The sequence below is a fragment of the Micromonospora sp. NPDC048169 genome (assembly GCF_040652815.1).
In the GTDB taxonomy this organism is placed as follows: Bacteria; Actinomycetota; Actinomycetes; order Mycobacteriales; family Micromonosporaceae; genus Micromonospora.
Genome location: NZ_JBEZMS010000002.1, coordinates 55,748 through 78,532 on the forward strand (window position 1 = coordinate 55,748; position 22,785 = coordinate 78,532).

At 72.8% G+C, this 22,785-nt stretch carries 29 protein-coding genes; 16 read left to right on the plus strand and 13 right to left on the minus strand.

Going from position 1 to position 22,785, the window contains the following annotated elements:
• Nucleotides 1-2 precede the first annotated feature (2 nt).
• The 3 genes from AB0D28_RS02160 to AB0D28_RS02170 all read right to left on the minus strand — a co-directional run bounded on the left by AB0D28_RS02160 (nucleotide 3) and on the right by AB0D28_RS02170 (nucleotide 1,861).
• Entirely contained in the window at nucleotides 3-647 is a 645-nt protein-coding gene (locus tag AB0D28_RS02160) for a hypothetical protein (RefSeq protein WP_357381282.1), read from the minus strand.
• A gap of 84 nt (nucleotides 648-731) precedes the next feature.
• Nucleotides 732-1,019, minus strand: coding sequence for a hypothetical protein (locus AB0D28_RS02165; protein WP_357381284.1), 288 nt, complete (start codon nucleotides 1,017-1,019; stop codon nucleotides 732-734).
• Between the two features lie 17 nt (nucleotides 1,020-1,036).
• Nucleotides 1,037-1,861 (minus strand): SDR family NAD(P)-dependent oxidoreductase, encoded by an 825-nt coding sequence (locus tag AB0D28_RS02170; protein WP_357381286.1) that lies wholly within the window; start codon nucleotides 1,859-1,861, stop codon nucleotides 1,037-1,039.
• Between the two features lie 123 nt (nucleotides 1,862-1,984).
• Here AB0D28_RS02170 and AB0D28_RS02175 point away from each other — a divergent pair, with 123 nt between their 5' ends.
• Nucleotides 1,985-2,941, plus strand: coding sequence for a CoA ester lyase (locus AB0D28_RS02175; protein ID WP_357381288.1), 957 nt, complete (start codon nucleotides 1,985-1,987; stop codon nucleotides 2,939-2,941).
• 42 nt (nucleotides 2,942-2,983) lie between these two features.
• On the opposite strand, the gene AB0D28_RS02180 is transcribed toward AB0D28_RS02175, so the two are convergent.
• A complete protein-coding gene (locus AB0D28_RS02180) occupies nucleotides 2,984-3,547 on the minus strand; it encodes a DUF4190 domain-containing protein (RefSeq protein WP_357381290.1) in 564 nt (187 codons plus the stop codon).
• Between the two features lie 154 nt (nucleotides 3,548-3,701).
• Here AB0D28_RS02180 and AB0D28_RS02185 point away from each other — a divergent pair, with 154 nt between their 5' ends.
• Complete coding sequence (locus tag AB0D28_RS02185) at nucleotides 3,702-4,553, plus strand: SDR family NAD(P)-dependent oxidoreductase (RefSeq protein WP_357381292.1); 852 nt, start codon at nucleotides 3,702-3,704, stop codon at nucleotides 4,551-4,553.
• Nucleotides 4,554-4,556: 3 nt separating this feature from the next.
• Here the strand turns inward: AB0D28_RS02185 and AB0D28_RS02190 are convergent, their stop codons facing one another.
• Nucleotides 4,557-4,958, minus strand: a complete 402-nt coding sequence (locus tag AB0D28_RS02190; protein ID WP_357381294.1) for a DUF4190 domain-containing protein — start codon at nucleotides 4,956-4,958, stop codon at nucleotides 4,557-4,559.
• Nucleotides 4,959-5,130: 172 nt separating this feature from the next.
• Between AB0D28_RS02190 and AB0D28_RS02195 the strand changes: the two genes are divergently transcribed.
• Nucleotides 5,131-6,327 carry an acyl-CoA dehydrogenase family protein gene (locus AB0D28_RS02195; RefSeq protein ID WP_357381296.1) on the plus strand — a complete coding sequence of 399 codons (1,197 nt, stop codon included), beginning with the start codon at nucleotides 5,131-5,133 and terminating at the stop codon, nucleotides 6,325-6,327.
• Between the two features lie 207 nt (nucleotides 6,328-6,534).
• Here the strand turns inward: AB0D28_RS02195 and AB0D28_RS02200 are convergent, their stop codons facing one another.
• Together AB0D28_RS02200 and AB0D28_RS02205 are read right to left on the minus strand one after the other, a co-directional pair.
• Nucleotides 6,535-6,957, minus strand: a complete 423-nt coding sequence (locus AB0D28_RS02200; RefSeq protein WP_357381298.1) for a CoA-binding protein — start codon at nucleotides 6,955-6,957, stop codon at nucleotides 6,535-6,537.
• 40 nt (nucleotides 6,958-6,997) lie between these two features.
• Entirely contained in the window at nucleotides 6,998-9,046 is a 2,049-nt protein-coding gene (locus AB0D28_RS02205; protein WP_357381300.1) for an intein-containing Rv2578c family radical SAM protein, read from the minus strand.
• Between the two features lie 83 nt (nucleotides 9,047-9,129).
• Here AB0D28_RS02205 and AB0D28_RS02210 point away from each other — a divergent pair, with 83 nt between their 5' ends.
• Nucleotides 9,130-9,549, plus strand: coding sequence for a DUF393 domain-containing protein (locus AB0D28_RS02210; protein ID WP_357381302.1), 420 nt, complete (start codon nucleotides 9,130-9,132; stop codon nucleotides 9,547-9,549).
• A gap of 15 nt (nucleotides 9,550-9,564) precedes the next feature.
• Here the strand turns inward: AB0D28_RS02210 and AB0D28_RS02215 are convergent, their stop codons facing one another.
• The 3 genes from AB0D28_RS02215 to trxA all read right to left on the minus strand — a co-directional run bounded on the left by AB0D28_RS02215 (nucleotide 9,565) and on the right by trxA (nucleotide 11,415).
• On the minus strand, nucleotides 9,565-10,473 hold the full coding sequence (locus tag AB0D28_RS02215) for an MFS transporter permease (RefSeq protein ID WP_357381304.1): 909 nt from the start codon (nucleotides 10,471-10,473) through the stop codon (nucleotides 9,565-9,567).
• Nucleotides 10,470-10,910 carry a hypothetical protein gene (locus AB0D28_RS02220; RefSeq protein WP_357381306.1) on the minus strand — a complete coding sequence of 147 codons (441 nt, stop codon included), beginning with the start codon at nucleotides 10,908-10,910 and terminating at the stop codon, nucleotides 10,470-10,472. Before AB0D28_RS02220 ends, AB0D28_RS02215 begins: the two co-directional genes overlap by 4 nt.
• Before the next feature lie 142 nt (nucleotides 10,911-11,052).
• Nucleotides 11,053-11,415, minus strand: coding sequence for a thioredoxin (gene trxA, locus AB0D28_RS02225; protein WP_269702434.1), 363 nt, complete (start codon nucleotides 11,413-11,415; stop codon nucleotides 11,053-11,055).
• Nucleotides 11,416-11,962: 547 nt separating this feature from the next.
• Here trxA and AB0D28_RS02230 point away from each other — a divergent pair.
• The 11 genes from AB0D28_RS02230 (at nucleotide 11,963) to AB0D28_RS02280 (ending at nucleotide 20,210) form a co-directional block, all read left to right on the plus strand.
• Nucleotides 11,963-12,478: a MaoC family dehydratase gene (locus AB0D28_RS02230; RefSeq protein WP_013283894.1), complete on the plus strand. Its 516-nt coding sequence runs from the start codon at nucleotides 11,963-11,965 to the stop codon at nucleotides 12,476-12,478.
• A 95-nt stretch (nucleotides 12,479-12,573) separates the two neighbouring features.
• On the plus strand, nucleotides 12,574-13,065 hold the full coding sequence (locus AB0D28_RS02235) for a hypothetical protein (RefSeq protein ID WP_357381308.1): 492 nt from the start codon (nucleotides 12,574-12,576) through the stop codon (nucleotides 13,063-13,065).
• A 33-nt stretch (nucleotides 13,066-13,098) separates the two neighbouring features.
• Nucleotides 13,099-13,722 (plus strand): RNA methyltransferase, encoded by a 624-nt coding sequence (locus AB0D28_RS02240; RefSeq protein WP_357381310.1) that lies wholly within the window; start codon nucleotides 13,099-13,101, stop codon nucleotides 13,720-13,722.
• A gap of 91 nt (nucleotides 13,723-13,813) precedes the next feature.
• Nucleotides 13,814-14,500, plus strand: a complete 687-nt coding sequence (locus AB0D28_RS02245) for a DUF6758 family protein (RefSeq protein ID WP_357381312.1) — start codon at nucleotides 13,814-13,816, stop codon at nucleotides 14,498-14,500.
• A gap of 120 nt (nucleotides 14,501-14,620) precedes the next feature.
• Nucleotides 14,621-14,779: a hypothetical protein gene (locus tag AB0D28_RS02250; protein WP_013283898.1), complete on the plus strand. Its 159-nt coding sequence runs from the start codon at nucleotides 14,621-14,623 to the stop codon at nucleotides 14,777-14,779.
• A 6-nt stretch (nucleotides 14,780-14,785) separates the two neighbouring features.
• Nucleotides 14,786-15,637, plus strand: a complete 852-nt coding sequence (locus AB0D28_RS02255; RefSeq protein WP_357381314.1) for a PH domain-containing protein — start codon at nucleotides 14,786-14,788, stop codon at nucleotides 15,635-15,637.
• A gap of 93 nt (nucleotides 15,638-15,730) precedes the next feature.
• On the plus strand, nucleotides 15,731-16,456 hold the full coding sequence (locus AB0D28_RS02260) for a SigE family RNA polymerase sigma factor (RefSeq protein ID WP_357381316.1): 726 nt from the start codon (nucleotides 15,731-15,733) through the stop codon (nucleotides 16,454-16,456).
• Nucleotides 16,457-16,512: 56 nt separating this feature from the next.
• The gene (locus AB0D28_RS02265) at nucleotides 16,513-17,730 is read left to right on the plus strand and encodes a hypothetical protein (RefSeq protein WP_357381318.1); all 1,218 of its coding nucleotides are present in this window, start codon (nucleotides 16,513-16,515) and stop codon (nucleotides 17,728-17,730) included.
• 10 nt (nucleotides 17,731-17,740) lie between these two features.
• On the plus strand, nucleotides 17,741-18,607 hold the full coding sequence (locus tag AB0D28_RS02270) for a PHP domain-containing protein (RefSeq protein WP_357381320.1): 867 nt from the start codon (nucleotides 17,741-17,743) through the stop codon (nucleotides 18,605-18,607).
• Nucleotides 18,608-18,638: 31 nt separating this feature from the next.
• Nucleotides 18,639-19,253, plus strand: coding sequence for a MarC family protein (locus tag AB0D28_RS02275; RefSeq protein ID WP_013283903.1), 615 nt, complete (start codon nucleotides 18,639-18,641; stop codon nucleotides 19,251-19,253).
• Between the two features lie 42 nt (nucleotides 19,254-19,295).
• On the plus strand, nucleotides 19,296-20,210 hold the full coding sequence (locus AB0D28_RS02280; protein WP_357381323.1) for a PD-(D/E)XK nuclease family protein: 915 nt from the start codon (nucleotides 19,296-19,298) through the stop codon (nucleotides 20,208-20,210).
• A gap of 13 nt (nucleotides 20,211-20,223) precedes the next feature.
• On the opposite strand, the gene AB0D28_RS02285 is transcribed toward AB0D28_RS02280, so the two are convergent.
• Together AB0D28_RS02285 and AB0D28_RS02290 are read right to left on the minus strand one after the other, a co-directional pair.
• Nucleotides 20,224-21,075, minus strand: coding sequence for an oxygenase MpaB family protein (locus tag AB0D28_RS02285; protein WP_357381325.1), 852 nt, complete (start codon nucleotides 21,073-21,075; stop codon nucleotides 20,224-20,226).
• A gap of 35 nt (nucleotides 21,076-21,110) precedes the next feature.
• On the minus strand, nucleotides 21,111-21,539 hold the full coding sequence (locus tag AB0D28_RS02290) for a Fur family transcriptional regulator (RefSeq protein WP_357381327.1): 429 nt from the start codon (nucleotides 21,537-21,539) through the stop codon (nucleotides 21,111-21,113).
• A gap of 162 nt (nucleotides 21,540-21,701) precedes the next feature.
• On the opposite strand from AB0D28_RS02290, the gene AB0D28_RS02295 reads away from it, so the two are divergent.
• Nucleotides 21,702-22,184, plus strand: a complete 483-nt coding sequence (locus AB0D28_RS02295; RefSeq protein WP_357381329.1) for a DUF2231 domain-containing protein — start codon at nucleotides 21,702-21,704, stop codon at nucleotides 22,182-22,184.
• Nucleotides 22,185-22,194: 10 nt separating this feature from the next.
• Here the strand turns inward: AB0D28_RS02295 and AB0D28_RS02300 are convergent, their stop codons facing one another.
• Nucleotides 22,195-22,752, minus strand: a complete 558-nt coding sequence (locus tag AB0D28_RS02300) for a hypothetical protein (protein WP_357381331.1) — start codon at nucleotides 22,750-22,752, stop codon at nucleotides 22,195-22,197.
• Between the last annotated feature and the right edge of the window lie 33 nt (nucleotides 22,753-22,785).

Here is a 22,785-nt window from a genome sequence, read left to right on the forward strand (position 1 = left end):
GCTCAGAGGTACCCGGCGAAGTGGTCGGCGACCAGCGCGGCGACCGCCTCGGCGTCCCGGCCCAGGTCCACCTCGATCACGCGTACCCCGAGCGTCCGGGCGCCGGCGACCGCGTCGGCGGCGACCAGCTCGTCGCGCGCGATCCGATGACGCCACGCCCGCTCCGGGTCGCTCACGCCGGGATGCCGGGCCGTCGCCCGCGGCAGCCGTTCCACCTGGTACGCGCGGAACTCCGGCGTCGGCACCAGCACCACCATCTGCCCTGTCGACTCGACGACCGGGGCGACCAGTTCGGGCCGCAGCCCCCAGCCCTCGGCGACCACCCGGCGGCCGCTCACCAGCGCGCTCAGGTCGTCGAGCACCCACTCGAAGCGGCGCGGAAACCCGGCGAGGGTCTCGGCTGCCATCCGCTCCGGGTCCGTCGTCACCCAGGTCGCCTCCGCGTCCGGGCCGTCCGGCGGCTCACCCCGTCGGATCCGGTCGGCGATCCGCCGGTCGTCGTGCCCTCGCGCGTCGTGGCGGTCGTAGAGGTACGCGGTCAGCCCGTACCGCAGTGCCAACGTGACCGCGAGTGTCGTCTTGCCGGCCCACTGCGCGCCGCCGATCCAGAGTGCGCGGCGGGCGGTGGCCAGGGGATCGAAGTCCACGCCCCGACACTGCGCCTCGCCAGCCTCAAGATCAAGTCTTGTTCTCGGCGTCCCCGCGTGATGAAGTGAGGGAGAAGGCGCAGCTCAGACGTCGCGTACCTCCAGCACCCGGGTGGCGGGCGCCGCGTCGCCCAGCTCGGCGCGCAGCGCGACGCGGTCCGGGTCGACCAGGAACGCGTCGAGCCCGGCGCGGGCGGCGAACCGGATGACGTGCACCTCGGTCTCCCCGTCGCCGGTGCGCAGCCGCCGTTCCAACTCGCCGCCGTGCCGGCCGAGCAGCGCCAGCACCCCGTCCTCGTAGCGCCGCCCGGCGTCCATGTCGGCGCTCAGGTCGACGAGCGCGACCAGCAGGACCTCTTGCTCTGTGGTCATATGTCCCCTCGGTGTCGTCAGGCGTCGAGCCCAACCGCCTGCGCGCTGGCGGTCCAGAGCCGCGCGGCGAGCGCCGGATCGGCCGCCTTGGGCCGGGGCCGGTGCGGCTTGCGGTCGGCGTAGTAGCCGCCGTCCGTCAGCCGGGACGGGTCCTGGCAGGCCAGCCACACGAGCGTCTCCGCGCCCTTCTCCGGGCTGCGGAACGGCAGCAGCCGCATGCCGAGCGCCACGATCCGGCTCTCGTTGCCGAAGCGGGTGCGCACCACGCCGGGGTGGAACGCGTGCGCCGGCACCTCCGGCCAGCGCCGCGCGGCCTCGGCGGTGAACAGGATGTTCGCCTGCTTGCTGGTGCCGTACGCCCGGAACGGCCGGTACGAGCGCAGCGCGGAATTGAGGTCGTCCGGGTCGAGCACGCCGCTGCGGTGCGCGTCCGAGGCGGTGACCACCATCCGCCCGATCCGGTCGGCCAGCAGGTTGCTGAGCAGGAACGGGGCGAGGTGGTTGGCCTGAATGCTCAGCTCGAAACCGTCGACCGTCGTGATCGGTTCCAGCACGATCGCGCCCGCGTTGTTGGCGAGCACGTCGATCCGGTCGTACCGCTCGCGCAGCCGTTCGGCGAGCCCGCGTACGTCGTCGAGCACGGCGAAGTCGGCGCGGAACAGCTCCGGCTGCTCACCGCAGCACTCGCGGACCCGCTCGCCCGCGGCGCGCAGCCGGGCCGGGTCGCGGCCGACCAGCACGACCTGGTCACCACGGCGAGCCAGCTCCTCCGCGGCGGCCAGGCCGATGCCGGAGCTCGCCCCGGTCAGCACCACGATCCGACGGTCAGTGAGATCTTCCACAGGTCCATTCACCCCGGTCACGGCACGAGGTTACCGTGGCGTCACCACGCCCTTTGGGATCGTTAAGTTCTCGAAATCCACCGCTGCGCCGGCACCGCGCCGGACGCTGGAAGGAGCGCATCCATGACCGCTGTCGGTCGTCCCCGCCGATCCTGCCTGGCGGTACCCGGCTCCAGCGTCAAAATGCTCGGCAAGGCCCAGGGCCTCCCCGCCGACCAGGTCTTCCTCGACCTGGAGGACGCGGTCGCCCCGCTGGCCAAGCCGGACGCGCGCAAGAACATCGTGGCCGCGCTGAACGAGGGCGACTGGACGGGCAAGACCCGCGTGGTCCGGGTGAACGACCTGACCACGCCGTGGACCTACCGGGACGTCATCGAGGTGGTCGAGGGCGCCGGGGCGAACCTGGACTGCATCATGCTGCCGAAGGTGCAGAACGCCGAGCAGGTGCACTGGCTGGACCTGCTGCTCACCCAGATCGAGAAGACGCTCGGCCTGGAGGTGGGCCGGATCGGCATCGAGGCGCAGATCGAGAACGCGGCCGGGCTGGTGAACGTGGACGCCATCGCCGGGGCCTCGCCCCGGGTCGAGACGATCATCTTCGGCCCGGCCGACTTCATGGCCTCGATCAACATGAAGTCGCTGGTGGTCGGCGCGCTGATCCCGGACTACCCGGGTGACCCGTACCACTACATCCTGATGCGCATCCTGATGGCCGCGCGGATGCACGACAAGCAGGCCATCGACGGCCCGTTCCTGCAGATCCGGGACGTGGACGCGTTCCGTGAGGTGGCGAAGCGCTCGGCGGCGCTGGGCTTCGACGGCAAGTGGGTGCTGCACCCCGGCCAGATCGACGCCGCCAACGAGGTCTACTCCCCGGCGCAGGCCGACTACGACCACGCCGAGCTGATCCTCGACGCGTACGACTACTACACCTCGGAGGCGGGCGGGAAGCTCGGCGCGGTGATGCTCGGCGACGAGATGATCGACGAGGCGTCCCGCAAGATGGCGCTGGTGATCGCCGCGAAGGGCCGTGCCGCGGGCATGTCCCGTACCTCCTCGTTCACCCCGCCCTCGGAGTGACCGGCCCGGGCCGCCCCGAGTTCGCGGGGCGGCCCGCCGGGTTCAGTAGGTCGTGCCGCTGTAGCCGGACGACTCCTGGTTGGCCGCCCAGACAATCAAGATCACGATGGCGGCGGTGGCCAGCACGGCCAGCGCGGTGGCGATCCAGCCGACGATGATGCCCGCGGTGGCGAAGCCCTCGCCGCCCTCACCGCGTTCCCTGATCTGCTTACGGGACACGTGACCGAGGATCGCGCCCACCACGCCGATGTAGCCACCGAGGCCGTAACCGCAGAGGCCGAGCGCGCCGATGATCGAAACGATCATCGCGGCGATGGCCAGGCCGTTCTGCTTCGGTCCGGCGGGGTACCCGTATCCGGGGTAACCCCCCGGGGGCGGGTACGCGCCCGGCTGCGGATAGGCGCCCGGCGGGTAACCGGCCGCCGCGTACGGGTCGGCGGACTTCATGCCGGCGTACGAGTCGGCGGGCGCGTACGGGTCCGCCGGGCTGGGCTGGGCCGGGATGGGGTTGCCGGCCATCGGCAGCAGCGGGTCGGCCGGTGGGCTCGACTGCGGCCCGGCCGCCGAGGGGTCCTGCCAGCCACCGGACGGTGGGGGATAGGTCATCTGATCATCTCCAGGTACGTGGTCGCGCTCAGGGTAGCCACCCGGCGCGCGACACGGGCGTCCCCTTTCGGCCACCGCGTTGCCCGTTCGGTCGGCACCGGGCAGGATCTTCGGCATGGCACTTGACGCGCGTGGGGGTCGGTCGCGACGGGACATGAGCCGGCCGGGGTCGGTGCGACGCCCGCGTGGCGGCGAGCCGGTCGGCGCCGCCGACTCCGAGCGGCCCGCGCCGCTGCCGGAACCGGCCACCATGCGCCTGGACGGCCGGGTCGCGCTGGTGACCGGCGCGGGCAGCCCCGACGGCATCGGGTACGCGACCGCGCGCCGGCTGTCCGACCTGGGCGCCCGGGTGGCGATCGTGTCCACCACGAGGCGCATCCACGATCGCGCGGGCGAGCTGGGTGTCACCGGTTTCGTCGCCGACCTCACCGACGAGTCGGAGGTGGGCGCGCTCGCCGACGCGGTCGCCGAGCAGCTCGGCGACGTCGAGGTGCTGGTGAACAACGCGGGGCTGGCCAGCCGGGCCAGCCCGGAGGTGCTGCGTCCGGTGGCCCAGTTGACGTACGACGAGTGGCGCGGCGAGATCGACCGCAACCTGACCACCGCGTTCCTGAGCAGCCGTGCGTTCATCGGCGGCATGGCCGAGCGGGGCTGGGGCCGGATCGTCAATCTGGCGGCCACCGCCGGGCCGGTGAACGCGCTGCCCACCGAGGCGGCCTACGCGGCGGCCAAGGCCGGCGTGGTCGGGCTGACCCGGGCGCTGGCGATGGAGATGATCGCCGACGGCGTGACGGTGAACGCGGTGGCGCCGGGCATCATCCACACCGCGGCATCCACCATGGCGGAGATCAAGCAGGGGCTCGGTACGCCGGTCGGGCGCCCCGGCACCCCGGACGAGGTGGCCGCGGCGATCGCGTTCCTCTGCTCACCGGCCGCCTCGTACATCACCGGGCAGATGCTCGTGGTCGACGGCGGCAACAGCGTCCGGGAGGCGCAGTTCCGCTGACCGTCAGTGGGTGCTGTTGTCGGAGTTGGCCCAGAACGCCAGGCCGATCCAGCCGCAGCAGATCAGCACGCCGAGCGCGGTGAAGATGTAACTGAGGACCAGCCCCCAGGTGGCGAGCTGGTCGCCGTCCTCGCCGGTCTGCCGGATCTGCCGCTTGGCCAGGTGGCCGCAGACGATGCCGGCGGGCGCGAAGACGAACGCGAAGACGAGCGACAGGATGGCGAGCACGTTCGTGCCACGGGGTCCTGGTCCCTGGCCGGGCGGGCCGTACTGGCCGTAGGGCGGCTGCGGCGCGTACGGCGGCTGCTGGCCGTACTGCTGGTGCTGCTGGCCGTACTGCGGCTGCCCGTACGGCTGGCCGTGCGACGGCGGCTCGTACGGCGAGGGTGGCTGCTCGTCACTCACGCGCGCCCCTTTCCCCAGGTCGACGGCCTTTTCTCTTGCGGACGCTACCCGCAGCGGTGAACCTTTTCACAGCGGTTGTGTGGACTGGTCACCTTGGCGCGGCCGGTCCCGGGGCCGATACTGACCGAGCGTTCAGTTACCCATGAGTAAGGCGCCGACCCCGGAGGCTGAGATGGCCCGACTCGCCCAGACACCCGGACTGACCGACGTGCAGCGGTCGATCCTGGAAACCGTCCGGGAGTTCGCCGACAAGGAGATCATCCCGCACGCGCAGCGGCTGGAGCACGCCGACGAGTACCCGAGCGACATCCTCGACGGCATGCGCGAGATGGGGCTGTTCGGCCTCACCATCGACGAGGAGTACGGCGGCCTGGGCGAGTCCCTGCTGACCTACGCGCTCGTGGTGGAGGAGCTGTCCCGGGGCTGGATGTCGATCTCCGGCATCGTCAACACCCACTTCATCGTGGCGTACCTGGTCTCGCAGCACGGCTCGGCCGACCAGAAGGCCCGGCTGCTGCCCCGGATGGCCACCGGCGAGGTGCGCGGCGCGTTCTCGATGTCCGAGCCCGAGTGCGGCTCGGACGTCTCGGCGATCAAGTCGAAGGCCGTCCGCGAGGGTGACAACTACGTCCTCAACGGCCAGAAGATGTGGCTGACGAACGGGGCGTACTCGTCGGTGGTGGCCACCCTGGTCAAGACCGACACCGGGGCCGACTCGGTCTACGGCAACATGAGCACCTTCCTGCTGGAGAAGGAGCCCGGCTTCGGCGAGACCGCGCCCGGCCTCACCATCCCCGGCAAGATCGACAAGATGGGCTACAAGGGCGTCGAGACCACCGAGATGGTGCTCGATGGCGTCACAGTGCCCGCCTCCGCCGTGCTCGGCGGCGAGGAGAAGGTCGGCCGGGGCTTCTACCAGATGATGGACGGCATCGAGGTCGGCCGGGTCAACGTGGCGGCCCGCGCCTGCGGCATCTCGATCCGGGCGTTCGAGCTGGCTGTCGCGTACGCCCAGCAGCGCCACACCTTCGGCCAGCCGCTCGCCAAGCACCAGGCCGTCGCGTTCAAGCTCGCCGAGATGGGCACGAAGATCGAGGCCGCGCACGCCCTCATGGTCAACGCGGCCCGGCTCAAGGACGCCGGCCAGCGCAACGACGTCGAGGCCGGCATGGCGAAGCTGCTCGCGTCCGAGTACTGCGCCGAGGTGGTCCAGGAGGCGTTCCGGATCCACGGCGGCTACGGCTACTCCAAGGAGTACGAGATCGAGCGCCTGATGCGCGAGGCGCCGTTCCTGCTGATCGGCGAGGGCACCTCGGAGATCCAGAAGACGATCATCTCGCGCGGCCTGCTCAAGCAGTACAAGCAGTAGGACTCATCGTTCCGCCACGCCGGGGGCCGGTTCCGGTGCGGTCACCGGCAACCCCACCGCCAGTGCCTCCGGCGTGGTCCGGAACCGCTCGATCGCGGCGATCAGCCGCTCGGCGCGAGCAGCCGGCGGGACCACAGCCCGTCGCGGTCGGGCACCGCCGCAGCCGCCATCGGGCCGGGATCGGACATGCCCGAAGGGTACGCGCCGTCAGCCGGCCGTTCCGCCTGGCGTACGGGTCAGTCCGGCGGCGGCCCGCTCGACGATGAGGCATCTGTCCTCGACGTAGTCGAGGCCGGCCTCCTCGGCGATCCGGCGTGCCTCGTCCGAGAAGATCCCGAGCTGCAACCACACCGCCGGGGCGCCGATCGCCACCGCCTGCCGGACCACGTCGACCGCGTCCCGGGCCGGGCGGAACACGTCGACCAGGTCGACCGGGTGCGGGATGTCGGCGAGCGTCGGGTACGCCTTCTCGCCGAACAACTCGTCCACCGTCGGGTTGACCGGGATGATCCGCCAGCCGTGCCGCTGCATCTCCAGCGGTACGCGGTGCGCGGCCTTGCCCGGGTCACGGGAGGCGCCCACGACGGCGATCACGGCGGAGTCGGCGAGGATCTGCTGAGCGGAACGCATCCCCCGACACTAGCCCCGCCGGTGCGGGTTCTCTCGGCGGCTAGAGCAGGGAGAGCTGTTCGGCGGCCGGGGCAGGCGGCGGAGTTTCGGGCAGTCGGCGGTTGTCGCCGGTCTCGCCCCGGTGCAGCCCGTGCCGGCGTGCCGCGATCCGCACCCGCGCGGTCACCTCCCGCTGGTACGCCTGCGGCGCGTACGAGCCGGCCTGGTAGAGCTGCCGGTAACGGGGCACCAGGTGCGGGAACTCCCGGGCCAGCCAGCGGGCGTACCACTCCCGGGCGCCGGGCCGCAGGTGCAGCGGCAGCGGCGTCACGCCGGCCGCGCCGGAGGCGGCGATCGCTGCGACAGTGGCGTCGATCGACTCCTCGTCGTCGCTGAGACCGGGCAGGATCGGCGCCATCAGCACACCCACCTCGAAGCCGGCGTCGGCGAGCTGACGGACCGCGTCCAGGCGGCGGCGCGGGCTCGGGGTGCCCGGCTCGGCCGCCCGCCAGAGCGCCTCGTCGACGAACCCCACGGAGTACGACAGCCCGACCCGGGTCACCTCGGCGGCCTGGCGCAGCAGTGGCAGGTCACGCAGCAGCAGCGTGCCCTTCGTCAGGATGGAGAACGGGTTCGCGAAGTCGCGCAGCGCCTCGATGATCTGTGGCATCAGGCGGTAGCGGCCCTCGGCCCGCTGGTAGCAGTCCACGTTGGTGCCCATGGCGACGTGCGCGCCGCGCCAGCGCGGAGCGGCCAGCTCCCGGCGTACCAGCTCGCCCGCGTTGACCTTGACGATGACCTTGCGGTCGAAGTCGGCACCGGCGTCCAGGTCGAGATAGGTGTGGGTGTTGCGGGCGAAGCAGTTGTGGCTGACCACACCGTTGGCGATGAAGTCGCCGGTGCCGGTGGTGATGTCCCACAGCGGAAGCTCCAGGCCCAGATCCTCGACGGCGGTCACCTGGAGCCGCGCCGCGCACTTGAGCGCCATGCCCTCGATCGAGCGCCGGGCGGTGACTGCCGGGTCGGTGAGGTGGAAGAAGCGCAGCCGCTCCGGCAGCCCGCCGGTCAGCCGGAGCTGACGCGCCGCACCCGGCGTACCCGGCACGTCGAGCGACCAGCGGAAGTCGAACCGGTCCAGCGCGGCGGCCGTGCGGGCCCGGCTCTCGTCGTCCGCGACGCTGATCCGGAACACGCCCCGGTGGCATGTGCCGGCGGCGTCGAACATGCCGGCCAGGTAGCCGAGCGCCCAGTCACCGGTGGTGTCGTCGGGTGGCGCGAACAACCCGGTGACGACCTCGGCCGGGCCGGATGTGCGTACCACAGTGGTCGTCGCCCGCCGGCCGACCCGGCCGGCTGTGGCCCGCTCGACGGTGACCCCGGCGTCGGCCAGGTAGCGCTCGGCACGATCCAGCGCCTCCGTCTCGGCGGTGGCCAGCCGGAAGCGGGCACCGAAGCCGGGCCGGTCGTGGTCGCGGATCAGGGCGTGCAGGTAGCCCCTGTGGTAGTCGGCCGAGCGTTTCGGCGCGACCGCGAACCGGCCGGTGCCCAGCAGGCGGTTGCGGGTGGTCAGGTGAGGACGGCGCCCGCCGCCCCGCATGGTTCCGGTGACGTGCTTCCAGCCGCGTTCGGTGAGGAACCGGTGGTCGCCGCTGGCGACGAGCGTGGTGCCGTCGGCCAGGGTGACCCGGTAGGCCCGCTTCACAGTGGACCACTTGTCGAGCACCGAGGTGACGACGTAGTGGCGGTAGGCGCCGCGCCGGCGGGTGCCGTAGATCCGGTCGCCGGGCTCCAGCTCGCTGATCGCCCTGGTGCGGCCGTCGGCCATCAGGATCGGTGTGTCGCCGCCCAGGCAGTAGACGCACGCGTGCGAGCAACCACGGTAGGGGTTGATCGTCCACTCGAACGGCACCCGCGACTGGCCGGGCACCCGGTTGATGATCGACTTGGCGTGCACCTCGTAGAACGTCATGCCGGCGAAGCCCGGGGTGTCGAACGTGCGGGCGACGGCGCCGGGCAGCGCCAGCGGCAGGGGTGGAGCCGCCGGCGCCGCCCGATCGGGAGTCCCCTCGTCCGGGGGAGCGGAGAGGTTGTCCCAGCGCATGGCGTTCATTCGAACATGTGTACGAACAAAGCGCAAGTGATGCTCCGGACACCGCGCGCCGCCGGGGCCCGGGGCGGGTGCAGGATGGAGGCATGGAGACGTCGACCTTCGTCTACGACGGCGACTGCGCCTTCTGCACCAGTTGCGCGCAGTTCATCGAGCGCCGCATCCCGACCGGCGCCCGGGTGGTGCCGTGGCAGTTCGCCGACCTGGCGGCGCTGGGCCTGACGGAGGCCGAGTGCGAGGAGGCGGTCCAGTGGGTGGGCGCCGACGGCTCCCGCGCCGCCGGTCCGGACGCCATCGCCCGGCTGCTCGGCGACAGCGGGCCGCTCTGGCGGTTCGCCGGGGCCGGGCTGCGCCTCGTGCCGGTCCGCGCGGCGGCCTGGCCCGCGTACCGCTGGGTGGCGCGCAACCGGCACCGGATGCCGGGCGGTACCGCCGCCTGCGCGTTGCCGCAGGAGGCCCGGGAGCGGCTGTACGGCCCGACCGGCCGCCCGGGTCCGACCGCCTGACCGGCGTGCCCGCGCTCAGGCGGTCGCCGGCGCGGAGGGGCCGGGGGCCGGCGTCACATCGGCGGTCGCCGGCGCGGGGGATGTCGGGGCGGCCGGCGGCGGGCGGCCGAGCAGGCGCCTGACGAACACCACGGGGCGGACCTTCTCCAGCGCCAGGAAGCTGGTCATCGCCGCCAGGTGCGGCGCGAACGAGATGGTGATCGTCGCGATGGTCACCAGGTGGAACGAGTAGAAGAAGCCGACGGTCATCGTCCGCCACCGGGCCGGCAGCACGAACACCAGCGGGCTGAGCAGCTCGAACGCCAGGATGCCGAACTGCGCCACGATCAGCAGGTGCGGCACCTGCGCGATCAGGTCGGCGAGGTCGGTGCCGCGCCGGATGATCGCCTTCGCCAGCACGGAACCGGTCGCCCAGTCCCAGCCGCCGAAGCGGAACTTGGCCCAGGCGGCGAGGAAGTACGTGCAGATGACCGCGATCTGGGTGACCCGCAGCGCCCAGCCGCCCGCCTCGGTACGGGTCGGGTCGCCGTGCCGGGCGCGCCCCGCGGTGGGCAGCACGGCCAGTGCCACCAGGAGCGCGAACCGGTCGTGGTCGACCTTGCCGTAGCTCATCGCCACGATCATCCACTCGAAGTACAGCGCGAAGACCGTCCAGCCGAGCAGCCGGTGCGCCCGGCCGGTGGCGGCCAGCAGCGCGGTGACCAGCAGTGCCCAGAACACCACGCCGACCAGGGCCGGGGTGGGGGTGGGCAGCGGGAGCAGCCGGCCGACGAGCAGCGGCTGGTAGAGGTCGCCGGGAACGTCGACCCGGGTGCGTACCCAGGGGGTGAAGACGACCAGGTCGGCGGCGACGAAGAGGTAGACCAGGGTGCGGAAGGCGGCGATCCGGCCGCGCGGGACCGCCTCGGTCAGCCAGCCGGTCATCGGCCGATCTCCCAGCGCACCGCTGTCTCGTCGGTCCACCTGCCGGTCGGGCGGCCACCCTGGATGTCGAACCAGCGGACGACGATCCGCACCTCGACCAGCTCGGGTGCGCCGGGGTGGCGTTCGGCGTACGCGTCGGCGACGGTGCGCAGCAGGCTCGGGTCCGTGGCGTACCGGCCCTGCTGACCCTCGATCTCGGCCCGGCGGATGCCGGTGGCCTCCTGGCCGAGCGCGACCACCGTCCCGGTGGTGTCGACGCCCTCGACCCGGGTGTCCGGGGCGGGCGCGTTCGGCGGGTCGGAGGTGGAGTACATCCGGAACGGCCCGAACGGGAAGTCGTCGTCGGTGCCGCGCACGGTGCCCAGGAGCAGCAGCGCCAGGCCGAGCAGGGTGGCGCCCACTCGGACCGCGCGCCCGTGGGCGGTCAAGGTCTCCATCGTGTGGTGACGTTACGGGAGTGAAGTGGCCGAAAGTGTCCCTCACTCGGCCATTCCTCACTACCCGTCCCGCCGGTCCGGCGGGCGCGAGGACGCCGCCGGCCGGCACCCCGGAGGGCGCCGGCCGGTGGCGTACGGAACGTCAGTGGTTGTGCTCGGCCAGCTTCTTGCGGACGTCGTCCATGTCCAGCGCCTGGACCTGCTCGATGAGGTTCTCCAGCGCCGACTCCGGCAGCGCGCCCGGCTGGGCGAAGACGATCACGCCGTCACGGATCGCCATGATCGTCGGGATGGAGCTGATGTTGAACTTCACCGCCAGCTCCTGCTGCGCCTCGGTGTCGACCTTGCCGAAGGCGATGTCCGGGTGCTTCTCCGAGGAGCGCTCGTAGACCGGGGCGAAGCGCTTGCACGGGCCGCACCAGTCCGCCCAGAAGTCGAGCAGGACGATCCCGTCGCGCCCGGTCACCTCGTCAAAGTTGGCCGTGGTCAGCTCAACCGTTGCCATTTGCTCTCTCCGATCACCGCGGATTGTCGTACGTCCGGTGGAACCAGGGTCAGTCCGTCCGAATTCCCGGCGCGCGGGTGACGAAACGCTGAGCGCCGGGACGGTGACCCTGAGCACATCGAACCCCATCTGTTCGCCCCGGCCGTGCGGAACGCAAATGCATGCCGCACTTGCGTGACGGGCGGTGATGGGAGCGTTTCCAAGGAGATCACGCTATGTGTCCGCTACGCGCCGGTAACTTCGGCCTTGACAAGCGTCTATGCAGCCTGCGGTGATCGCTTACCGACTGAGTGTCGGTTACTTTCAGTAGTGTTACGAAAAGATAAATGTGACCTCCGTCTCTGTCGGCGGAGGGTGGTCGTACGGCAGAATTCTTCGCATCAGAGCGTGGGCGGCGGGTGCCGGGGAGGGCCCCGCCGCTCATTGCGTCCGGACCTCGGTGACCCCCGGTGTGACATTTCCGCCGGGCGAGCGCCCCGCCCCTCGCCTTAACAAGCGATAAGGCATGCTGTGCCGAACTCCATCGCCGCCCGTGAAGGGGACAAGGATGCAGTTCGGCCGCTACTACGAGGAGTTCGAGGTCGGCGCGGTCTACCGGCACTGGCCGGGCAAGACGGTCACCGAGTACGACGACCACCTCTTCTGCCTGCTCACCATGAACCACCACCCGCTGCACATGGACGCGCACTACGCCGAGTCCGCCTCGCAGTTCAAGCGCAACGTGGTGGTCGGCAACTACATCTACTCGCTGCTGCTGGGCATGTCCGTGCCGGACGTCAGCGGCAAGGCGATCGCCAACCTGGAGATCGAGTCGCTGCGGCACGTCGCGCCCACGTTCCACGGCGACACCATCTACGGCGAGACGACGGTGCTGGACAAGCGGGAGTCGGCGTCGAAGCCCGACCGCGGCGTGGTGGCGGTCGAGACCCGCGGCTACAACCAGGACGGCACCCTCGTCTGCGTGTTCCGCCGCAAGGTCATGGTGCCGAAGAAGGAGTACGCGGCCGCCGCCGTCCCGGACGGCGTCGACCCGGAGCGTCCCAGCTTCCCCGAGCCGCGCTGACCTCACGTCCGTCCGGTCACCGGGCCTCGTTCCCCGTTCGGCGGGGACGGGGCCCGGACCTCGTCCGGGGGCATATGCTCGGGCTGGAGGTTCCCATGAGCCACTCCGTAGCCGGCGAACCGCCCTCCGCCGGTCGCCGCGCCGCACCGCTCACCACCGCCGCCTACTCCGCGGCGGAGTGGGACCTGCTGACCGACCTGCCGGGCCGCGTCCTCGTCGCCGCCGCCTCTCCCGGACCCGGACGCCCGCCGCGCGGTGTGGCCGCCGGTCTGGCCGGCCTGGACGCGGTCGCCGCCGGCCGGGCGTTCGACAGTGATCTCGTCCGCGCCGTGGTGGCCGCGATCTACGCCCGCCACGACGGGGCCACCGAGCGGGACGAGCGCCTGACCGACCTGGTCGACCTGCTGGCCGCAGCCCGGGCCGCGGTACGTGTGCTGCGCCGCCGGGCCGATCCGGCCGACTCGGCGGCGTACCGGCAGTGGGTGGAGTCCGTGGCGGCCCGGGTGTGCCGGGCCGGGGAGAGCGCCCCGAGTCCCGCCGACACGCGTTTCCTCGACCGGCTGGGCGGCGCGCTCGACCTGCGCTGACAGTGACGCCGCCGGGCCGTACCCTCGGCAACCGTGACCGACGACCAGCTCGACGTGGGTGTGGGGCCGTGGCCCGGTGACCCGCCGGACGACCCGCGCTACGACCCGGAGCTGCTCGCCGGCGGGGACCGGCGCAACGTGGTGGACCGCTACCGCTACTGGCGGCGCGAGGCGGTGGTGGCCGACCTGGACCGGCGCCGGCACGACTTCCACGTCGCGATCGAGAACTGGCAGCACGACTTCAACATCGGCACCGTGGTCCGCAACGCCAACGCCTTCCTCGCCGCCGAGGTGCACATCGTCGGGCGGCGGCGGTGGAACCGGCGGGGCGCCATGGTGACCGACCGCTACCAGCACGTCCGGCACCACGCCACGATCGAGGAGTTCGTCGCGTGGGCGCGCGGCGAGCGGCTGCCGGTGGTCGGGATCGACAACCTGCCCGGCTCCCGGCCGATGGAGACGGCGGTGCTGCCGCGCCGCTGCGTGCTCCTGTTCGGCCAGGAGGGGCCGGGGCTGTCGCCGGTGGCCCGGTCGGCCTGCGACGCGCTGTTCTCCATCGCCCAGTACGGTTCGACCCGGTCCATAAACGCGGGTGTGGCCAGCGGCATCGCCATGCACGCCTGGATCCGGTCGTACGCCGGGCCGCCGCCGGACTGAAACCCCGTGGGTCCACCACCGGACGGAAATCCCACGCGCCCCGCTTGACGCCTCGCGGGTCCGGGGCGACGGTGAGGGTGTGACTGTCGCGGTGAGTTGTCCGAAGTGCGCGGGGCCGGTGCGCGAGCCGGACCTGATGCACGCCGAGCACCGGTGCGTGCGCTGCGGCCCGGTCGCGCCGCTGCACGTGCCGGAGCACATCAGCGCCGAGATCATGGCCAGCGTGGTGGAGCGGGTGGCAGCCGATCCCGATCCGGCCGACCGGCTCCGGATGCCGCTGTGGTGTCCGTGGCCGCTCCCGCCGGGCTGGACGCTCACCGGCGTCGCCTGGGCGGGCGACGAGCGGGCGGGCGTACGGGCCACTCTGGTCGCCTGCGCCGGTCCGGCCCCCCTGGACGGTGGGCCGGCCGATCTCATCTTCGTCGCCGAGGAGCCCGGCGTCGGTCTCGGTTCCCGCTTCGCGGGACTGCCCGGACCCGATCCCGGTCCCCAGGTGGAGGAGGCGCTGACCGACCCCGGCCCTGGTCATCCCGAGCGTCTGCCGCACGCGAAGATCCGGGCGGGCGGTCATCCGACTCCACTGTGGCTCGTCCGTTCCGTAACGGATCGAAGCGCGTACGCCGGCGAGGCTCGGGGAATGTGGCTCCATGCGATAGCCTGGCCGGCGAGCGCGGGTCACCTCCTCGCGGAAGAGGTCGTGTTGCACGACCTCACCGAGTGGACACCGCCCGAACTCGTGTATGGCGCACCGTCTCCGTACCTGCACGGGCGGGCCTGACCGGCTCGCCACGGCGAGTCGGAGAGAGCGGACGCAGATATTCACGGTAAGACACCATGCTGATACTCTGGGTGCCGCTGCGGTAAACGGACCCGGCGCCGCGCGAGAGGATGGCCCGCTATGGTCAAGAAGGTCCTCACCTGGGCCGGCATCGCATTCTTGATCTTCTTCGTTGCGTACCGGCCCAACTCCGCCGCCGACGTCTTCAAGTCTCTCGGTGGCGGCATCATGGACATCGCGCAGGGGTTCGGCGACTTCTTCACCAACCTCGTCGCCTAGCCGCCGATGGGAAGCCCTTCCGGTCCACCCTTCGACCCGGACGACCCCGACCGGGCGCGACGGGAGCGTGACACCGAGCCGATCCCCCGGATCGACCCGGACGACCCGGCCGGTTACGGCCCCGGCCCGTACGCGGACGCGGACGACGTCGGTTACGGCAGCGCCTACGCCGCCGAGGGGCGGTCCGGCCGGGCCTGGGCGCGGGATCCGGACGGCTTCCCGGACCAGCCGATCTCCGAGGAGGAGCTGGCCGGGCTGCGGTCCGACGCCACCGGCATGGCACCCCGTCGGGTGCTGCCGCTGGAGGACGAGCCCAGTTCGCTCGTGGCGCGCTACCTCTTCCCCACCGAGCGCTACCGGGGCGAGTGGAAGCGGCACTGGATCCACCTCACCACCCCGATCATCGTCGGCGTCGCGGCCACGTTCGTGCTCGGCTACCTCTCCGGCTTCCTCGCCGGGCGGGACGTCGGCGCGTTGACCACCGTCGCGGTGCTGCTCTGGTTCGCCGTGATGGGCTGGGTCGCGTGGAAGGTCGCCGACTGGTGGTACGACCGGTTCATCCTGACCAACAAACGGGTGATGGTGGTCAACGGCATCATCACCCGGCAGGTCGCGATGATGCCGCTCACCCGGGTCACCGACATGAAGTACGAGCAGAGCCCGACCGGCCGCGCCCTCAACTACGGCACGTTCGTGCTGGAGTCCGCCGGCCAGGAACAGGCACTCCGGGTGATCAAGAATCTGCCCAACCCGAACGAGCTCTACCTGCGTGTGGTCGAGGAGATGTACGAGCCGCAGGCGGTCGAAGCGCGGTTGGGCAAGGAGGCCGACGAGGCCAAGGCCGACGACGGAGCCTGAAACTTTTCGTCCGAACATCGGATGAACTGCACACCTTCCGCCATCGACCCGACCGGCGTGGCCGTGGCATTCTGCCAGGCAGGACGGGGGGAGATGACTGTGGTGAGCAGAGACCCGCTGGAGGAGGAGTTCCGCGAATTCGTCGCGGCCCGGTCCGGCGCGCTGCTGCGCACCGCGTATCTGCTCGCCGGTGACTGGGCCACCGCCGAGGACCTGCTCCAGACCGCGCTCACGAAGACCTACCTGGCGTGGAAACGGCTCGGCGGGATCGACGCCATCGAGCCGTACGCCCGCCGGGTCATGGTCAACACGTCCACGAGCTGGTGGCGGCGCCGCTGGCACGGCGAGCGTCCCACCGAGGTGCTGCCGGAGCGCGCCGGCGTCGACGAGATCGAGCAGCAACTCGACCGGGACGCGCTCTGGCGGCACCTCCAGGCGCTGCCGGCCCGGCAACGGGCCGTGCTGGTGCTGCGCTTCTACGAGGACATGTCCGAGGCGCAGACCGCCGCGCTGCTGGAGATCTCCCCGGGCACCGTCAAGAGTCAGACCTCCAGGGCGCTCAACACGCTGCGCCGCCGGCTGGGCTCCGAGGCGGCCCTGAGCCTCCCCACGCCGGCCGACGCGCCCGCCGGGACTCCGTCCGCCCCGGCTCCGGCCGGCCGGTCCGGCCGCGCCGTCCATCCGACCACGGGTGCCGAGCCGGCCCGAGCACCGGCGCCCCGGTCCGCCGCCCGGGTGCCCCGGCCGGTCCAGTCCCCGGCCCCGGTCCGTCCCGCGCCGGTCCGCCCCGCCGTCCCGATCGCGGCGGAGAGCCGATGAGCGGCCCCCGGCACGACTGTGACAACCGGACGGGCAGCCCGGAGCGTCCATTCCCCGTGAGCGACGACGAGCTGGAGCGGGCGCTGCGGGAGACGCTGACCCGCCGCGTCGCCACGTCCCGCCCGCTGACCGCCGACCCGGCGGGGGAGGTCCTGCGCCGGGCGCGGCGCGTGGGCCGGCGGCGTACGCTCAGCGGCCTGGCGCTGGCCGGGGTCGCCACCGTGTCCATCACCTTCGGGGTGGTCCAGTTCACCGCGCCGGGCGGCGACGGCGGCACCCCCACCGTGGTGCTCGGCGATCCGCCCGTCCTCGCGCCCTCCCCGCTGTCCACCGAGCCGCCCTCGGTCACCCGCTACGGGCCGATCCGCGCCGAGCTCGACCTGCTCGTCGGTGACCGGCTGGACACCAGCGGCGGCGAACGGCGTCAACTGACCGGCGTGAGCGGCGTCGAACGGGCGCAGCGGATCCACGACGAGGAGGGCTGGCTGCTCACCTCGGCGGCCACCGCCGCCGGCCGTACCCTCTGGTGGGCTCCGGTCGACGGCACCGCGCCGCAGGTCATGCTGGCCGCCGCGGACGCGGTGGCCGTCTCGCCGGACGGACGCCAGGTCGCCTGGCGGGACGGCCCGGACGTGATCGCCGCCGGTGTGGTCGCCGGTCAGCTCATCGCGCCGGTCCGGACCGCCGCGCCGGAGGGCGCCGTGCCGGTCGGCTTCGCCGGCGACGCCGTGCTCATCCAGCAACCCGGTGGCGGGGGGATGAGCGTCTGGAACCGCGCGCTCGGCGGGCAGCCGGGGCCGGTGAACCAGGACGTACGCGTCGTCTACGGCACCCGCCCCGACGGCCGGGCGGTCGGCCTGGTCGCCGCCGGCCCGGACGGCCAGCCGTGCCTGGGTCTACTCGACCCGGCCCGGGACCTCGCCCCGGTGCGTGTCGCGTGCGGCCCGAGATTGGCCACCGACGGCCGTGGCGCCCTCTCCTTCGACGGCCGGTGGCTGCTCGCCAACGGCACGGCGCGCACCGCCCTCCTGATCGACCTGGCCGATCCGGCCAGCCCGGCTCTCCACCCGGCCGGCCCGGTGCTGGCCGGCGGGGTGGCGTGGACCCGGGCCGGTGTGGCGCTGCACGTGGACGCGAACGGCGGGTTGGTCCGGGTCAAGCCCGATCGGGTGCTGGCCGGTGACCGGCCCACGGGTTCACCTGTCGAAGGACTGGCGCCGCACGAGCGTCCGGTGGTGGTGGCCGGCGTCCCCACGGCGCCGGACGGGGCGTAGCGTCGGGCGGGTGAGCGTCCCCGCCCGCATCGACCTGCACACCCACTCCACCGCCAGCGACGGCACCCTGACCCCCGCCGAGCTGGTCCGGGCCGCCGCCGACGCGGGGCTGGACGTGGTGGCACTCACCGACCACGACACCACCGCCGGCTGGGCGCCCGCCGTCGCCGCCCTGCCGCCGGGCCTCACCCTGATCCGCGGCGCGGAGATCTCCTGCCGCTGGTTCGGCGCCGAACCGGCGGTCCCGCTGCACCTGCTCGCGTACCTGTTCGACCCGGCCGAGCCGGAACTGGCCGCCGAGCTGGCCCGGGTCCGCCGGGCCCGGGAGGAGCGCGGCGAGCGCATCGTCCGGCTGCTCCAGGCCGACGGGATCCGGGTGAGCTGGACGGAGATCCTGGCCGGAGCGGGCGGCGGCACCGTCGGCCGTCCGCACATCGCGCAGGCGCTGATCCGGGCCGGTCTGGTCGCCACCACCACCGAGGCGTTCGGGCCGGACTGGCTCGGCGAGCGGTACCGGCTGCCGAAGGACGACATCGAGGTGTTCCGGGCGGTGGCGCTGGTGCGGGCGGCCGGCGGCGTGCCTGTCTTCGCCCACCCGAGGGCCAGCCGGCGCGGCCGGATCGTGCCGGACGAGCTGATCGCGGACCTGGCGGCGGCCGGCCTGGCCGGGCTGGAGGCCGACCACGAGGACCACGACCCGGCCGAGCGGGCGCACGTCCGAGGGCTCGCCGCCGACCTGGGACTGCTGGTCACCGGCTCGTCCGACTTCCACGGCACGCACAAGACGGTACGGCTCGGCGCGTACACCACCGGCCCCGAGGCGTACGAGCGGATCGTCGCGCTGGCCCGCGGGGTGACCCCTGTCGCTTCAGGCTGAAGCGCTCCGACGGCACGGCTACCGTGTCCGCGTGGATCTCAAGCTCTTCGGCGAGGTCTTCGTGACCCTGCTGGTGATCGTCGACCCGCCCGGAATGATGCCCATCTTCCTCGCGCTGACCGGGCCGCTGCCCGCGCGCGACCGGAACCGGGCCGCCTGGCAGGCCGTGGCGCTGGCGCTCGGAGTCATCGTGATCTTCGCGGTGGCGGGGCAGACGATCCTGGCGTACCTGCACGTCGACCTGCCCGCGCTCCAGGCGGCGGGCGGCCTGCTGCTGATCCTGGTCGCGCTGGAGCTGCTGACCGGCAAGGCGGACGACCCGAGCAACCAGGTCACCTCCAACATCGCGTTGGTGCCGCTCGGCACGCCGCTGCTGGCCGGGCCGGGTGCCATCGTGGCGACCATGCTGTTCGTGCAGCAGGCCGGCGGCGCCGTCGACTACCTCGCCATCGGGCTCGCCATCGTCGCGGTGATGGTGACCGTCTGGGTGGTGCTGCGCTTCTCCGGCGGGATCGTCAAGGTGCTCCGACCCGGCGGCATCGAGGTGCTGACCCGGATCGCCGGCCTGCTGCTGGCCGCCATCGCCGTGCAGCTCATCGCCGACGCGATCGCCGCGTTCGTGACCCAGTACCTCAACAACGCCTGAGCGGGTCCGCCCGGTGTCGTACCCGGATGGCAGGATTCAAGCGTGCGACGACAGGCAGCAGCCAGCGGTTCCCGGGCTCCCCGGCCCCGAGCAGAGCAGTCCGAGCAGCTCGGCTTCGAGGGCATGCCGGAGCGCCTGTTCGTCTGCACGCCCAGCAAGCTCGGCGCCTACGCGGACTGTCCCCGCCGCTACCGCTACGCCTACGTGGACCGCCCCGCCCCGCCCAAGGGCCCGCCGTGGGCGCACAACTCGCTCGGCGCCAGCGTCCACACCGCGCTGAAGAACTGGTACGCGCTGGCCCCCGACCGCCGCCGCCCCGAGGTGCTCGGCACGCTGCTCAAGGGCACCTGGGTCCGCGAGGGCTACCGCGACGACGAGCAGGAGCGCGACGCCTTCCGGCGGGCGCTGACCTGGCTGGAGAGCTACGTGGCGGGCCTCGACCCGGCCGACGAGCCGGTCGGCGTGGAACGCGTTGTCGCGGTCAAGACCGCTGTGCTCGCGTTCAACGGCCGCACCGACCGAATCGACTCGCGCCCCGGCCCGGACGGGCGGCCCGAGCTGGTCATCGTCGACTACAAGACCGGCCGCACCGGGCTCGACGCCGACGACGCGCGCGGCTCGCAGGCGCTCGCGCTCTACGCGTATGCGGCCGAGCGGGTGTTCCGCAAGCCATGCCGCCGGGTCGAGCTGCACCACCTGCCCACCGGCACCGTGGCCGCGCACGAGCACACGCCGGAGTCCCTGCACCGGCAGCTCACCCGCGCCGAGGACACCGCCCGCGACATCATGACTGCCGAGCGCGCGGTGGCCGACGGCGCCGACCCCGACGAGTCGTTCCCCACCGAGCCGGGTCCGAGGTGCGGCTGGTGCGACTACCGGCGCACGTGCCCGGTCGGCGCGCAGACCCCGGGCAAGGAGCCCTGGTCGGCGGTCGAGCGGTTCGCCGACCCGGACTGACCGGGGCTCACCGTCAGGCCGCGGCCAGGCGGGCGGCGCGTTCCTTGGCGGCCTGCTGCAACGGCCCCTCCCGGTAGCGCCGCGGCACCGCGGCCAGCGCCAGGCGCAGCGCCCGCGCGCTCAGGTCCGCCGACAGGGCGGTGGTGGGCAGGCCCAGCCCGCCGTAGAGCCGCAACGCCCAGGGCGGCAGCATCCCCAGCGCGGTGGCGGCGATCCCGAAGTACGCCCAGCGCGGCGGGCCGAGGTTCAGGCCGACCCGCGCCGGCAGGCTGAGCTTCCACGGGATCGGCGGCGCGGTCAGGAACAGCGCGGTCTCGGCCGCCTCCCGGGTCATCCGCAACTGCGGGCGTACGTCCCGGTAGTAGTCGGCCACCTCGGCGGCGGTGCCCGGTACGTCGTCCGGGTCCAGCCCGACCAGGGCCGCCGACCGTCGCTGCTCGGTGTAGTAGCCGTCCACCTCGTCGTCGGTGAGCGCCAGACCGGCCCGCCGGGCGGTGCTCACGAACGACTCGACCTCGGTGACGTGCACCCAGCGCAGCAGCTCCGGATCGTCGACGCGGAACTCCGCACCGGTGAACGGGTCGGTGGCGCGCATCCGGGCGTGCCGCGTACGCAGCCGCCGCCCGGCCGCCTCCGCCTCGGCGGTGGTGCCGTAGATCGTCGTGCCCACGTACGTCGCCGTACGGACCAGCCGGCCCCACGCGTCGGTGCGGTAGTTGCTGTTCTGCGCCACGCCGGCCATCGCGCGGGGGTGCAGCGCCTGGAGGTAGAGGGAGCGCAGGCCGGCGACGATCAGGATCGGTTCCTCGTGCACCTTCCACGTGACCGATCCCGGACCGAAGAGGCCGAGGTCTTCGGTGTCCACCGATCAAGAGTGCCACGCCGGGCGTGGCACTCCGGTCAGTCGTCGGCCGAGCGGCGGGACTGGCAGGCCGGGCAGAGACCCCAGAAGGTCACTTCCGCCTCGTCCAGCACGAAGCCGTGCGCCACGTTCGGGTCCAGACAGGGGGCGCTGCCGACCGCGCAGTCCACGTCGGCGATCTCACCGCAGCCCCGGCACACCACGTGGTGGTGGTTGTCGCCGACCCGGGCCTCGTACCGCGCGGGGCTGCCGGCCGGCTCGATCCGGCGGGACAGGCCGGCCCGGGACAGGGCGCCCAGCACGTCGTAGACGGCCTGGGTGGAGACCGAGTCGATCCGCTGGCGGACCCGCCGGGTGATCTCGTCGACCTCCAGGTGACCGCCGGCGGAGAGCACGTCCAGCACGGCGAGACGCGGCCGGGTGACGCGTAGGCCCCTCGACCGGAGCAGCTCCTCACCTGTGGACACGCATCCATGACAGCACGGGCCGGGCGGGCCGACAAGCGAGCGTCGTTCACCCGTGGCCGGGGCCACAGGTGAACCGTTGCCGCCGCGCCCGCGTGTATCGAAACAGGCGGTGTCACGCCGTACGCTGGGCCCGCTAACCACCCACTCGCCGGAGGTGTCGCGGTGTTCAGGGAAATCAACGGTCTACCGCTCCACGTACTCGTCATCCACGCGGCGGTGGTGCTGGTGCCGCTGCTGGCACTGCTCGCCGTCGGGTACGGCGTGCTGCCCCGCTGGCGGCCCCGCCTCGGCTGGGCGGTCGCCGCGCTCGCCGTGGTCACCCCGATCGTGGCCTGGGTGGCGACCGAGTCCGGCGAGGCACTGGAGGAGGCCCTGCGCGCGAAGGGCTACCCGCCGGACCGGCTCCAGCAGATCCACGAGCACGCCGAGTACGGCGACACGCTGTTCTGGTTCGCGCTCGGGCTCGGCGTCGCGGCGCTGCTGCTCGTGCTGTCGACGAGCCGTTTCGTCGCGGACCGGAAGCTGCCCCGCTGGCTGCCGGTGGCGCTCACCGTCGTGGTGGCGGTGCTCGCGGTCTTCGCGATCGTGTACGTCTACCTGACCGGGGACAGTGGCGCCAAGATGGTCTGGGACGGCGTCGTCTGACCGCCGCGGGTCAGAACAGCACCCGCGAGCAGAGCAGGCAGGTGAGCAGCACCAGCACCACCGCGACGGCCGCCCCGATGCCGTAGGTGAGCCGCTGCGCCCGCTGCTCCGCCTGGTCCATCGCGGCCATGTCCTGCGGCGGCAGCCGGCGGGGCGGTGACGGCTGCACGTGTACCGGTGGCCGCCAGCCGGGCGGCGGAGGCGTACTCGGCGGCGGTCCCGCGTATCCCGAGGGCGGCTTGCCGCCGGGCGACCCCGGCCACGCTCCGCCGGCCACCGTCCAACCGCCTGCCGCCTCCGCTCGTGCCCATGGGCTCTCGGTGGCCGCCTCGCGTGACCACGGGCTGGCGCTGCCGGCCGCCTCCGGCTCGGGCGGCCCGAAGGCCCCGGCCGGCTCGGTGGTGCGGTCCGGGTCGCCGGCGCCGGAGGGGCGGGCTTCGGGGCCGGCCGAGTGGGCGTCCGGGCCGCTGCCGGGAACCGCCCGGGAGGCGTCCTCCCCGGCCGGTGCCGGTTGCTCCGGGCGTCGCCAGGTCTCGTCGTCGGGGCTGCCACCGCTCGGCGTCGTCACGCCGTCCGACGCTACCAACGCCCCGGCGGGTCG

What these genes read in the sequence shown, in the direction of transcription:
- AB0D28_RS02165 (WP_357381284.1), bottom strand. Translation starts at nt 1,019, where the DNA reads ATGACCACAGAGCAAGAGGTCCTGCTGGTCGCGCTCGTCGACCTGAGC.
- AB0D28_RS02175 (WP_357381288.1), top strand. Translation starts at nt 1,985, where the DNA reads ATGACCGCTGTCGGTCGTCCCCGCCGATCCTGCCTGGCGGTACCCGGC.
- AB0D28_RS02180 (WP_357381290.1), bottom strand. Translation starts at nt 3,547, where the DNA reads ATGACCTATCCCCCACCGTCCGGTGGCTGGCAGGACCCCTCGGCGGCC.
- AB0D28_RS02185 (WP_357381292.1), top strand. Translation starts at nt 3,702, where the DNA reads ATGAGCCGGCCGGGGTCGGTGCGACGCCCGCGTGGCGGCGAGCCGGTC.
- AB0D28_RS02195 (WP_357381296.1), top strand. Translation starts at nt 5,131, where the DNA reads ATGGCCCGACTCGCCCAGACACCCGGACTGACCGACGTGCAGCGGTCG.
- AB0D28_RS02200 (WP_357381298.1), bottom strand. Translation starts at nt 6,957, where the DNA reads ATGCGTTCCGCTCAGCAGATCCTCGCCGACTCCGCCGTGATCGCCGTC.
- AB0D28_RS02205 (WP_357381300.1), bottom strand. Translation starts at nt 9,046, where the DNA reads ATGAACGCCATGCGCTGGGACAACCTCTCCGCTCCCCCGGACGAGGGG.
- AB0D28_RS02210 (WP_357381302.1), top strand. Translation starts at nt 9,130, where the DNA reads ATGGAGACGTCGACCTTCGTCTACGACGGCGACTGCGCCTTCTGCACC.
- AB0D28_RS02215 (WP_357381304.1), bottom strand. Translation starts at nt 10,473, where the DNA reads ATGACCGGCTGGCTGACCGAGGCGGTCCCGCGCGGCCGGATCGCCGCC.
- AB0D28_RS02220 (WP_357381306.1), bottom strand. Translation starts at nt 10,910, where the DNA reads ATGGAGACCTTGACCGCCCACGGGCGCGCGGTCCGAGTGGGCGCCACC.
- trxA (WP_269702434.1), bottom strand. Translation starts at nt 11,415, where the DNA reads ATGGCAACGGTTGAGCTGACCACGGCCAACTTTGACGAGGTGACCGGG.
- AB0D28_RS02230 (WP_013283894.1), top strand. Translation starts at nt 11,963, where the DNA reads ATGCAGTTCGGCCGCTACTACGAGGAGTTCGAGGTCGGCGCGGTCTAC.
- AB0D28_RS02235 (WP_357381308.1), top strand. Translation starts at nt 12,574, where the DNA reads ATGAGCCACTCCGTAGCCGGCGAACCGCCCTCCGCCGGTCGCCGCGCC.
- AB0D28_RS02250 (WP_013283898.1), top strand. Translation starts at nt 14,621, where the DNA reads ATGGTCAAGAAGGTCCTCACCTGGGCCGGCATCGCATTCTTGATCTTC.
- AB0D28_RS02255 (WP_357381314.1), top strand. Translation starts at nt 14,786, where the DNA reads ATGGGAAGCCCTTCCGGTCCACCCTTCGACCCGGACGACCCCGACCGG.
- AB0D28_RS02260 (WP_357381316.1), top strand. Translation starts at nt 15,731, where the DNA reads ATGACTGTGGTGAGCAGAGACCCGCTGGAGGAGGAGTTCCGCGAATTC.